Here is an 11,951-nt window from a genome sequence, read left to right on the forward strand (position 1 = left end):
GGCTTGCCCGCGATTGTGTCACCTCGGTTTCAATGCCTACTTTTCAGGCATCGGCATCGGAAACGGCATGACATTGCCGACCGCGCCACGGGCTTCGCTGATTTTCGGCGTACCCAGACGCTCTACCTCATCGATGCGCACAATCGAATGCATCGGCACAAAGCTGCGCACAACGCCTTCAAACTGAGCCTTGAGCTTCTCTTCGCTCGGATCGACGACCACTTGCGTGCGCTCGCCAAAGACGAACTCTTCCACTTCCAGAAACCCCCACAGATCACTTTGGTAGATCTGCTTGGCATACATTTCGTACACCTGGCCCTGGTTGAGGAAAATCACCTTGTAGATTGGGGCTTCACGTTTGGTCATGGCGGGCGGGCAACACATCGGGGATAAAAATGAGGGCGCGAACTATAGCATAGCCACCGGACGCACAACGGTAGGAACCTTGGGACATGTTCCCTATAATGCGCGGTTCTTTGAATCACGTGATGACTGTATCCATGGCCAAGAAGCTTTACATCGAAACCCACGGTTGCCAGATGAACGAGTACGACAGCTCGCGCATGGTCGACTTGCTGGGTGAACACCAGGCCCTGGAAGTCACTGCTCGCGCTGAAGATGCCGACGTGATCCTGCTCAACACCTGCTCCATTCGCGAACGCGCCCAGGACCGGGTGTACTCCCAGCTCGGCCGCTGGCGTGAACTGAAACTCGCCAACCCTGAAATGGTGATCGCCGTCGGCGGTTGCGTGGCCAGTCAGGAAGGCGCTGCCATCCGCGATCGTGCCCCGTACGTCGACGTGGTCTTCGGCCCGCAAACCCTGCACCGCCTGCCGGAAATGATCGACGCCGCCCGCGCCACCAAACTGCCGCAAGTCGACGTCTCGTTCCCGGAAATCGAAAAATTCGACCATTTGCCCGAGCCGCGCATCGACGGCCCGAGCGCCTATGTCTCGGTGATGGAAGGCTGCAGCAAGTACTGCACGTTCTGCGTGGTGCCGTACACCCGCGGTGAAGAAGTCAGCCGCCCGTTCGACGACGTGATTGCCGAGATCATCCATCTGGCCGAAAACGGCGTACGTGAAGTCACGCTGCTGGGTCAGAACGTCAACGGTTATCGCGGCACCACCCATGACGGTCGCCTGGCCGATCTGGCCGAGCTGATTCGTGTCGTGGCCGCTGTCGATGGCATCGACCGGATTCGCTACACCACGTCGCACCCGCTGGAGTTCTCCGACAGCCTGATCCAGGCCCACGCCGATGTGCCGGAACTGGTCAAACACCTGCACTTGCCGGTGCAGTCGGGTTCGGACCGGATTCTCGCGGCAATGAAACGGAACCACACCGCGCTGGAATACAAATCCAAACTGCGCAAGCTGCGGGCCGCCGTGCCGGGCATTTGCATCAGTTCGGACTTCATCGTCGGCTTCCCGGGCGAAACCGAGAAAGACTTCGAACAAACGATGAAGCTGATCGAAGACGTCGGCTTCGACTTTTCCTACTCGTTCGTCTACAGCCAGCGCCCGGGCACCCCAGCGGCCGACCTGGCCGACGAGACGCCGGAAGAGCTGAAAAAAGAGCGACTGAATGCCCTGCAACATCGCCTGAACCAGCAAGGTTTCGAGATCAGCCGACAAATGGTCGGTTCGGTCCAGCGGATTCTGGTCACCGACTATTCGAAAAAAGACCCCGGCGAGCTGCAAGGCCGGACCGAGAATAACCGTATCGTCAACTTCCGCTGCGACAATCCAACGCTGATCGGACAGTTCGCCGACGTGCACATTGACGCCGCACAACCGCACTCGCTGCGGGGCTCGCTGATCCAGTAACACTGCGCATCACTGTAGAAGCCGAGCTTGCTCGCGATGGCGCCAAGTCAGACAACTTAAAGGTTGAATGCCAGACAGCCATCGCGAGCAAGCTTTGCTCCTACGGGGCGGTGTTTGAAAATGGGATATTTAAGAGCTTTCGCACCCAAGCCACTGGCGTTATCCTTGATTTCATCTTAATTGCCCCAGGGCGGCTAAATACGACCTTGAACGCACCCATAGAACCGCATCGTTTCATCCTCGAGCCCTTTGAGGCTCGCCGCTTCGCCAATCTGTGCGGGCAATTCGACGAGCATTTGCGCTTGATCGAACAGCGCCTGACCATCGAGATCCGCAATCGCGGAAACCAGTTCGAATTGATCGGCGAGCCCAAACACACCACCTCCGCGGAAAACCTCCTGCGCCGCCTGTACCGGGAAACCAAAGGTACCGAGCTGTCGCCGGACATGGTTCACCTGTTCCTGCAGGAATCGGCCGTCGAAGAGCTGGATAACCACTCCCCTGCCGAACCCTCCGTCGCACTGCGCACCAAAAAAGGCATGATTCGCCCACGAGGCTTGAATCAAGTGCGCTATGTGAAGGAAATTCTCGGTAACGACATCAATTTCGGCATTGGCCCTGCCGGTACCGGCAAGACCTACCTGGCCGTTGCCTGCGCGGTAGACGCGCTGGAGCGTGAACAGATTCGCCGCATCCTGCTGGTGCGCCCGGCGGTTGAAGCGGGCGAAAAGCTTGGCTTCCTGCCCGGCGACTTGTCGCAGAAGATCGACCCGTACCTGCGCCCGCTCTATGACGCGCTCTACGAAATGCTCGGCTTCGAACACGTCGCCAAGCTGATCGAGCGCCAGGTCATCGAAGTTGCGCCGCTGGCTTACATGCGCGGTCGCACGCTGAACAACAGTTTCATCATCCTCGACGAAAGCCAGAACACCACCGTCGAGCAGATGAAGATGTTCCTGACCCGTATCGGCTTTGGGTCCACCGCGGTCATCACCGGCGACATCACCCAGGTCGACTTGCCGAAAGGCACCAAGTCCGGGCTGCACCATGTGATCGAGGTGCTCAAAGACGTGCCGGGCATCAGCTTCACCCATTTCATGCCCAAGGACGTTGTGCGCCATCCACTGGTGCAGCGCATCGTCGAAGCCTACGAGCGCTTCGAAAATCGCGTGACCGAAGAAGCCCCGAAGGACAACCGCCGCGATGCTTGAGCTTGATCTGCAACTAGCGACACAAGCGTCCGCCCCCAGCGAAGCCGAGTTCCGCCAATGGTGCGAACTGGCCCTGCGCCAGCGCACTGCCGATTCAGAAATGACCATTCGACTGGTCGATGAAGAAGAAGGCCGAGAACTGAATCACACCTGGCGGCAAAAGGATTACGCCACCAACGTGCTGTCGTTCCCCGCCGATGTGCCCGACGAGTTTCTGGACATCCCGTTGCTGGGCGATCTGGTGATCTGCGTGGCCGTGGTCGAGCGCGAAGCCGCCGAGCAAGGCAAGGCACTCAAGGCCCATTGGGCACATCTGGTCATTCACGGCTGCTTGCATCTGCTGGGTTACGACCATATAGATGACGACGAAGCCGAAGAAATGGAAGCACTGGAACGAACGTTGCTTGCAGAGTTGGGCTATCCCGACCCTTATGCGGACGACGAAACCGAAACATCCCCTATCGTTACAACAAAGGATTCAGAGTAATCGCTATGAGCGAAGATCGATCGAGCAACGGGCAGAAGTCTTGGCTGGGTAAGCTCACCCAGGCTTTTGCCCACGAGCCGAAAAACCGTCAGGAGCTGCTGGAGCTCCTGCGCGATGCACACCAGAACAAGTTGCTGGACAGCGAAGCGCTGGCCATCGTCGAAGGCGCCATCCAGGTTGCGGACCTGCAAGTACGGGACATCATGGTCCCGCGCTCGCAAATGGTCAGCATCAAGGCGACCCAGACACCTCGCGAGTTCCTGCCTGCCGTGGTTGACTCGGCCCACTCCCGCTACCCGGTGATCGGCGAAAGCCACGATGACGTGATGGGCGTGCTGCTGGCCAAGGACTTGCTGCCGTTGATCCTCAGGGAGAACGGCGACAGCTTCAACATCAAGGACCTGCTGCGCCCGGCCACCTTCGTGCCCGAGTCCAAGCGCCTTAACGTGCTGCTGCGTGAGTTTCGTGCCAACCACAACCACATGGCCATCGTCATCGACGAATACGGCGGTGTGGCTGGCCTGGTGACCATCGAAGACGTGCTGGAGCAAATTGTCGGCGACATCGAGGACGAGCACGACGTCGAAGAAGACAGCTACATCAAGCCGCTGCCCAGCGGTGACTTCCTGATCAAGGCCCTGACGCCGATTGAAAACTTCAACGAGTTCTTCGACAGCGAATTCTCCGACGATGAGTTTGATACCGTCGGTGGTTTGGTGATGAGCGCGTTCGGGCACTTGCCAAAGCGCAACGAAATCACTGAAATCGGCCCTTATCGTTTCCGCATCCTGAATGCCGACAGCCGTCGAATTCACCTGCTGCGCCTGACTCCAATTGCCCGTTAAGGACTGACATGCTCCGCGTAACCCGCCCCGGCTGGCCCGGTAACCTGCTGGCCGTGGCGGCCGGTGCACTCACCACCCTGGCGCTGGCGCCGTTCGACATCTGGCCACTGGCATTGCTGGCGGTCGGTTTCTTTTATGCCGGCTTGCGTGAACTGAACCCTCGCCAGGCGCTGGGCCGTGGCTGGTGTTTTGGTTTCGGCCTGTTTGGCGCCGGTACCAGCTGGATCTACTACAGCATTCACAACTTCGGCGGCGCTTCGGTATTGCTGGCCGGCTTGCTGATGCTGGCGTTCACCGCGGCGATTGCCTGGTTCTTTGCCCTGCCTGCCTGGATCTGGGCGCGCTGGCTGCGTCGCAACGAAGCGCCGCTGGCCGATGCCTTGGCCTTTGCGGCGTTGTGGGTCGGTCAGGAAGCGTTTCGCGGCTGGTTCCTCACCGGTTTCCCGTGGCTTTACTCCGGTTACAGCCAGCTTAATGGCCCGCTGGCCGGGCTCGCGCCACTGGGCGGGATGTGGCTGGTGTCGTTCACCCTTGCGTTGACGGCGGCACTGATTTACAACGCCTCGCGCCTGATCAAGACAGGTCGCAAAGGCTTCATCGCAGCCGGTGTGTTGCTGTTGATCGGCCCTTGGGCTGTCGGCATTGCGCTCAAAGGTCACGCCTGGACCAGCCCATCCGGTCCAGCGCTGAGCGTTGCGGCGATTCAAGGCAATATCGAACAAAGCATGAAGTGGGACCCGGCGCAGCTTAACGCGCAACTGGAGCTGTACCGCGACATGAGCTTTACCTCCAAACGCGTCGACCTGCTGATCTGGCCGGAAACCGCCGTTCCGGTGCTCAAGTCGTCCGCCGAAGGCTACCTGAACATGATGGGCGATTTCGCCGCCGATCGTAAATCCGCGCTGATTACCGGTGTGCCGGTGCGCATGGAAGTACGCCATGAGAAGCGCTTCTTCAACGGCATCACCGTGGTTGGCGAAGGTGATGGCACCTACCTCAAGCAGAAACTGGTGCCGTTCGGCGAATACGTGCCGTTGCAGGATGTGCTGCGCGGACTGATCGCGTTCTTCGACCTGCCTATGTCCGATTTCGCCCGAGGCCCCTCCGATCAGCCGATGCTGCAGGCCAAGGGTTATCAGATTGCGCCGTTCATCTGCTACGAAGTGGTCTACCCGGAATTCGCCGCCAGCCTCGCGGCTCGCAGCGATTTGTTGCTGACCATCAGCAATGACACCTGGTTCGGCACCTCCATCGGCCCGCTGCAACATTTGCAGATGGCGCAGATGCGCGCGCTTGAGGCGGGCCGCTGGATGATCCGCGCCACCAACAATGGCGTGTCCGGCCTGATCAACCCGTTTGGCCAGATTACTGCGCAGATCCCACAGTTCGAACGCGGCATCCTGTACGGCGAAGTCGTACCGATGCACAACCTGACGCCGTACCTGCAATGGCGCTCGTGGCCGCTGATCATTGTTTGCGTGCTGTTGTTTGGCTGGGCGTTGGTTGCCAGCCGGATGGCGAAAACCGTTTAAGTATTGCGGCGCCTGAAAAATTCGCAGCCTCGTTGCACTCGACAGCTCCTACAGAGAACGCAATCCCCTGTAAGAGCTGTCGAGTGAAACGAGGCTGCGATCTTTTGATCTTCAGCGGTAAAACATCGAATACCCGACCTGCCCCACCGCCTCGTTCAGCAATTGACCGGATTGCCAGATCGACTTGAATTCCGGCATCCAGCCACCCAGCGGTCGCGCATTGTCCACGCCTAAAAAGCCCACCGGCGCGGGCACCACTTCAAATCCTGCCTTCTGGAAACTCCAGACAGATCGCGGCATGTGCCAGGCATGGGTCACGACCACCACCCGCTTGATCCCTTGGGGCAATAACACCTCGGCACTGAACTGCGCGTTCTCCCACGTCGTGCGGCTGCGTCCTTCCTGCCAGCGCACCGACACGCCGAAATCATCCAGCAGCGAGTCCGCCATCATCTTCGCTTCAGTCGGCGGCGTGCCGTAGTGCAGGCCACCACTGGTCAGAATCGGCAAACCGGACGCCTTGGCCAGCCGCGCGGCATAACGCTCACGCTCGAGGCCAATGCCGGTTGGCTGGTCAGTCCCCCAGGCAATATCGCCACGTTCACGTCCAGAGCCCAACACCACAATCGCGTCCGCGCGCTGCGCCAGGGTCGCCCATTCGTCGAACGCCAACGGTGGGTTTCGCTCCAGCGCCCTGGCACTCCACTCCACCATCACCGGCAAGCTCATCAGCCAGAAGCCGCCGGCCCCCAATACGAAGCAGGCAGCCGCAAGCCTTGGCCTTGAGCGGCGCAACCACCACGCAAGAACCAGCAACAGCAAAAGAATGCCGGGAGGCAACAAAAGTTGTTTCACAAAATAACGAAAAGGCATCGAGCATCTCCTGAGATGCCCGAAGCCTAAGTGGGTTGACGCAATGCGACAAGAAATGCGCGAAGACTATGCTTTAAAAAACCACGTTTCATGGCGTGGAGCCGTTACTTGAATTGCAGGGACCGGGCCTTTACCGCGTCCTTGCCCGGGACTTTATCCTTGAGCCAGATGATTTTGGCCGAACGTGGTGCGTCGAGTTGCTTCACTGCTGCTGACAAGCATCCGTGTGTTTCACGTTCACTGCGATCCAGATAGGCTTTGACCAATTCAAACTCTGCGGGGCTAAGGCCGCGCAACTCCAGCTCCAAGGGACGCTCATCGCGCAGCCGGCCTGCAGTTTTTGCAGCATCCAGGGCCATTCCCAGACGATCGATCAGTCGTTCGTACAACTCCGGTTTTGTGACTTTTTGCTGTGACTCAACCATCCCTCACCTCATTGGAAGATAAGACCTACTCCCCATTTAGAGCTTAGCTTCCATGGACAAACCGGCTGAACGCCGCGACCAACGGCCCTCGCAGCTGTTTTTGAAGGACGCACGGCAGTAATCAGGGTTTCCCTCGGTAGAGCGCGGTCATGTATGCTACGGCGCTTCCTGTAACTCCACTTCCAGCTCGTCTGGGCACCGAAACGCCGATTTGGCGTGTTCACCGTCCAGCGTTGCATTGAAGAGGATTAGGCCACCCCTATTCAGTTCAAAAGTAGCCATGCACGAACAATATCAGCCCCGTGAAATCGAAGTCGCCGCCCAGTCATTCTGGGACGAGCAAAAGTCCTTTGAAGTCAGTGAACAGCCAGGCAAGGAGACTTTCTACTGCCTGTCGATGTTCCCTTACCCCAGCGGCAAACTACACATGGGGCACGTGCGCAACTACACCATCGGCGACGTGATCTCCCGCTACCAGCGCATGCAAGGCAAAAACGTTCTGCAACCCATGGGTTGGGACGCCTTCGGCATGCCGGCGGAAAACGCCGCGATGAAGAACAACGTAGCGCCCGCCAAGTGGACCTACGAAAACATCGCCTACATGAAAAGCCAGCTGCGCAGCCTGGGCCTGGCAGTGGACTGGTCGCGCGAAGTGACCACCTGCAAGCCCGATTACTACCGCTGGGAACAATGGCTGTTCACTCGCCTGTTCGAAAAAGGCGTGATTTACAAGAAAAGCGGCACCGTGAACTGGGACCCGGTCGACCAGACCGTTCTGGCTAACGAGCAGGTGATCGACGGTCGCGGCTGGCGTTCCGGCGCGCTGATCGAAAAGCGCGAGATCCCGATGTATTACTTCAAGATCACCGCTTACGCGGATGAGCTGCTGGAAAGCCTCGACGACCTTCCGGGCTGGCCTGAACAGGTCAAGACCATGCAGCGCAACTGGATCGGCAAATCGCGCGGCATGGAAGTGCAGTTCCCGTACAACGTCGATTCCATCGGCGAAACCGGCGCGCTGAAAGTCTTCACCACCCGTCCGGACACCCTGATGGGCGCGACTTACGTTGCCGTGGCTGCCGAACACCACCTGGCGACCCTGGCCGCACAGAACAACCCTGAGCTGCAAGCGTTCATCGCTGAATGCAAGGGCGGCAGCGTGGCTGAAGCCGACGTCGCCACTCAAGAGAAAAAAGGCCTGCCGACCTCGCTTTTCGTCGAGCACCCGCTGACCGGTGAAAAACTGCCGGTGTGGGTCGCCAACTATGTGCTTATGCACTACGGCGATGGCGCGGTCATGGCTGTGCCGGCCCACGACGAACGTGATTTCGAGTTCGCTACCAAGTACAACCTGCCGATCAAGTCCGTGGTGCGCACAAGCTCTGGCGACACCCACCCTGCCCCATGGCAAGACGCCTATGGCGAGCACGGCACGCTGATCAACTCCGGTGAGTTCGACGGTCTGGACTTCGCAGGCGCCTTCGATGCCATCGAAGTGGCGCTGATCAAGAAAAGCCTCGGCGCCTCACGCACCCAGTTCCGCCTGCGCGACTGGGGCATCAGCCGCCAGCGCTACTGGGGCTGCCCGATCCCGATCATCCACTGCAACACTTGCGGTGATGTGCCGGTGCCGGAAGACCAGTTGCCTGTGGTACTGCCGGAAGACGTCGTGCCGGACGGCGCGGGTTCGCCGCTGGCGCGCATGCCCGAGTTCTACGAGTGCAGCTGCCCGAAATGCGGCCAGCCTGCCAAGCGTGAAACCGACACCATGGACACCTTCGTCGAGTCCTCGTGGTACTACGCCCGTTACGCCTCGCCGCACTATGAAGGTGGCCTGGTAGAAAAAACCGCGGCTGACCACTGGCTGCCGGTGGATCAGTACATCGGCGGTATCGAGCACGCGATTCTTCACCTGCTCTACGCACGCTTCTTCCACAAGCTGATGCGCGACGAAGGCCTGGTGAGTTCCAACGAGCCGTTCAAGAACCTGCTGACCCAGGGCATGGTGATCGCCGAGACTTACTATCGTCGCGAAGCCAACGGCGCTTACACCTGGTWCAACCCGGCGGAYGTCGAACTKGAGCGTGACAGCAAGGCCAAGGTTATCAGCGCCAAGTTGAAAGCTGACGGCTTGCCGGTGGAAATCGGCGGCACCGAGAAGATGGCCAAGTCGAAGAACAACGGCGTCGACCCACAGTCGATGATCGACCAGTTCGGCGCAGACACCTGCCGCCTGTTCATGATGTTCGCCTCGCCACCCGACATGAGTGCGGAATGGTCTGACTCCGGCGTCGAAGGTTCGCACCGTTTCCTCAAGCGCGTCTGGCGTCTGGCTCAAGCACACGTCACCCAGGGCCTGCCGGGCAAGCTGGACATCGCCGCCCTGAACGACGAGCAGAAAGCCGTTCGCCGCTCGATCCACCTGGCTATCAAGCAAGCGAGCCAGGACGTCGGCCAGAATCACAAATTCAACACCGCCATCGCCCAGGTGATGACGCTGATGAACGTGCTGGAAAAGGCTGCACAAGCCACCGAACAGGATCGCGCTCTGATTCACGAAGGTCTGGAAACCGTAACGCTGCTGCTGGCTCCAATCACACCGCACATCAGCCACGAGCTGTGGAATCAACTGGGCCACGCTGCTCCTGTGATCGACGCCGGCTGGCCGGTGGTGGATGACAGCGCGTTGGTACAAGACAGCTTGCAGCTGGTGATTCAGGTCAATGGCAAGCTGCGCGGCCACATCGAAATGCCGGCCAGCGCCAGCCGCGAAGACGTCGAAGCCGCTGCACGAGCCAATGAAAACGTGCTGCGTTTTGTCGACGGCCTGACTATTCGCAAAGTGATCGTCGTGCCCGGGAAACTGGTCAACATCGTCGCCAGCTAATTGGATCAGGCGCCGGGCCATGCCCGGCGCCGAGTAAAACCTTTCGGGCCGCAAGATCGGCCCACATGGTTTCAAGGGGAGCAACAAAATGATCAAACGCAATCTGCTGGTGATGGGCCTTGCGGTCCTGTTGAGCGCCTGCGGTTTCCAGCTGCGCGGCACCGGCACCACTGAACTGGCGATCAAGGAGCTAGACGTGAGCGCCCGCAATGCCTACGGCCAAACCGTGGTGCAACTGCGTCAGCTGCTGGAAAGCAGCGGCGTCAAGGTCTACACCGGCGCGCCTTACAAATTGGTGCTGACCGACGAGCAGGAAAGCCAGCGCATTCTCAGCTACGCAGGTGCCGGCCGTACTGGCGAGTATGAAATAACCACCGTCCTGAACTACGACATTCGTGGCGCACATGACATGCCACTGTTGAGCGATAAAATCCAGGTACAAAAGATCTTTTTGCACGACGGCAACAACCTGGTGGGTTCCGATCAGGAAGCCTCCTCAGCCCGTGTAGAAACCCGTCGCGAACTGATTCAACGCATGATGCTGCGCCTGCAGCAGATCACGCCAACCCAGCTGGATCAGTTGCAACAGACTGCCGAAGCCAAGGCCAAGGCCGAAGCACAGGCGCTGGAAGCCGCTCAGAAGGCTGAAGCGAATACTCCGCGCCAGTCGCCTGTCCAGATCCCGCAACAGTAAGACTTTCGGGGCGCTCCGGCGCCCCGTTGGCCCTCTCTTATGAAACTTGCCCCCGCCCAACTCGGTAAACACCTGCAAGGTGCCCTCGCGCCCGTCTACATCATCAGCGGCGATGACCCGTTGCTGTGTCAGGAAGCGGCCGATGCCATTCGTGCAGCCGCCCGCCAGCAAGGCTTTGACGAACGTCAGGTCTTTGCCGCCGACGCCAGTTTCGACTGGGGTACGTTGTTGCAAGCCGGTGCAAGCATGTCGCTGTTTGCCGAAAAACGTTTGCTGGAACTGCGCCTGCCCTCCGGTAAACCCGGTGACAAAGGCGCCGCCGCGTTCATCGAGTACTGCTCTCGCCCGGCCGAAGACACGATATTGCTGATCAGCTTGCCCAAGCTCGATGGCAGTGCGCAGAAGACCAAGTGGGGCAAGGCGCTGGTCGAAGGCCAGCACACGCAGTTCGTGCAAATCTGGCCGGTGGATGCCAATCAGTTGCCAAGCTGGATTCGCCAGCGCCTGTCTCAGGCCGGGTTGTCGGCCAACCAGGACGCGGTCGAATTGATTGCCGCCCGCGTCGAGGGCAACCTGCTTGCCGCCGCGCAGGAAATCGAAAAGCTGAAATTGATGGCCGAAGGTGGGCAGATCACCGTCGAAACCGTACAGGCCGCCGTGGCCGACAGTGCGCGGTTCGACGTATTCGGCCTGACCGACGCGATCCTCAATGGCGAAGCGGCCCACGCCTTGCGCATGCTCGAAGGGCTGCGCGGTGAGGGTGTCGAACCTCCGGTGATTCTCTGGGCGCTGGCCCGGGAACTGCGCCTGCTGGCCAACCTGTCACTGCAATACAGCCAGGGTGTGCCACTGGACAAAGCCTTCAGCCAGGCTCGACCGCCCGTCTGGGACAAACGCAAACCGCTGATGAGCAAGGCCCTGCAACGCTATTCGGCGCAACGCTGGGCGCAGCTGCTGCTGGAGGCCCAGCGCATCGATGCGCAAATCAAAGGCCAAGCAGCGGGTTCGCCATGGATGAGCCTCAGTCGACTGTCTTTGTTGATGGCCGGCCAACGCCTGACCTTACCCGCCGAATAAACACGCCCTTGTAGCAGCTGGCGAAGCCTGCGTCCGGCTGCGCAGCAGTCGTAAACTCTGAATCCACTATCATCCTGAAGAAACTCATTGC

General features: G+C 59.6%; 11 protein-coding genes. 8 read left to right on the top strand and 3 right to left on the bottom strand.

Annotation, left to right across the window (positions count from 1 at the left end):
- Positions 1–36: 36 nt before the first annotated feature.
- Complete coding sequence (locus tag AC1D2P_RS28845; protein ID WP_007894425.1) at positions 37–366, bottom strand: DUF1820 family protein; 330 nt, start codon at positions 364–366, stop codon at positions 37–39.
- A 134-nt stretch (positions 367–500) separates the two neighbouring features.
- Here AC1D2P_RS28845 and miaB point away from each other — a divergent pair, with 134 nt between their 5' ends.
- From miaB to lnt, 5 genes are all read left to right on the top strand, one after another.
- The gene (gene miaB, locus AC1D2P_RS28850) at positions 501–1,829 is read left to right on the top strand and encodes a tRNA (N6-isopentenyl adenosine(37)-C2)-methylthiotransferase MiaB (protein ID WP_019581336.1); all 1,329 of its coding nucleotides are present in this window, start codon (positions 501–503) and stop codon (positions 1,827–1,829) included.
- Positions 1,830–2,035: 206 nt separating this feature from the next.
- Positions 2,036–3,040 (top strand): PhoH family protein, encoded by a 1,005-nt coding sequence (locus AC1D2P_RS28855; RefSeq protein WP_046028708.1) that lies wholly within the window; start codon positions 2,036–2,038, stop codon positions 3,038–3,040.
- Positions 3,033–3,527 carry an rRNA maturation RNase YbeY gene (ybeY, locus tag AC1D2P_RS28860; RefSeq protein WP_109786341.1) on the top strand — a complete coding sequence of 165 codons (495 nt, stop codon included), beginning with the start codon at positions 3,033–3,035 and terminating at the stop codon, positions 3,525–3,527. Before AC1D2P_RS28855 ends, ybeY begins: the two co-directional genes overlap by 8 nt.
- 5 nt (positions 3,528–3,532) lie before the next feature.
- Positions 3,533–4,372 carry an HlyC/CorC family transporter gene (locus AC1D2P_RS28865; RefSeq protein WP_046028710.1) on the top strand — a complete coding sequence of 280 codons (840 nt, stop codon included), beginning with the start codon at positions 3,533–3,535 and terminating at the stop codon, positions 4,370–4,372.
- Between the two features lie 8 nt (positions 4,373–4,380).
- Entirely contained in the window at positions 4,381–5,904 is a 1,524-nt protein-coding gene (lnt, locus tag AC1D2P_RS28870) for an apolipoprotein N-acyltransferase (protein ID WP_223525604.1), read from the top strand.
- Positions 5,905–6,015: 111 nt separating this feature from the next.
- Here lnt and AC1D2P_RS28875 read toward each other — a convergent pair whose 3' ends face one another.
- The gene (locus AC1D2P_RS28875; RefSeq protein ID WP_223525605.1) at positions 6,016–6,777 is read right to left on the bottom strand and encodes a YdcF family protein; all 762 of its coding nucleotides are present in this window, start codon (positions 6,775–6,777) and stop codon (positions 6,016–6,018) included.
- Between the two features lie 104 nt (positions 6,778–6,881).
- Complete coding sequence (locus AC1D2P_RS28880; protein ID WP_046028713.1) at positions 6,882–7,202, bottom strand: hypothetical protein; 321 nt, start codon at positions 7,200–7,202, stop codon at positions 6,882–6,884.
- Positions 7,203–7,482: 280 nt separating this feature from the next.
- Between AC1D2P_RS28880 and leuS the strand changes: the two genes are divergently transcribed.
- The 3 genes from leuS to holA all read left to right on the top strand — a co-directional run bounded on the left by leuS (position 7,483) and on the right by holA (position 11,860).
- Positions 7,483–10,089, top strand: coding sequence for a leucine--tRNA ligase (leuS, locus tag AC1D2P_RS28885; RefSeq protein WP_477811712.1), 2,607 nt, complete (start codon positions 7,483–7,485; stop codon positions 10,087–10,089).
- An 88-nt stretch (positions 10,090–10,177) separates the two neighbouring features.
- On the top strand, positions 10,178–10,783 hold the full coding sequence (locus AC1D2P_RS28890; protein WP_477757955.1) for an LPS-assembly lipoprotein LptE: 606 nt from the start codon (positions 10,178–10,180) through the stop codon (positions 10,781–10,783).
- Positions 10,784–10,822: 39 nt separating this feature from the next.
- Positions 10,823–11,860, top strand: a complete 1,038-nt coding sequence (gene holA / locus AC1D2P_RS28895) for a DNA polymerase III subunit delta (protein ID WP_109786346.1) — start codon at positions 10,823–10,825, stop codon at positions 11,858–11,860.
- Positions 11,861–11,951 lie beyond the last annotated feature (91 nt).

It is taken from the genome of Pseudomonas sp. P1_F1_2, assembly GCF_056405815.1.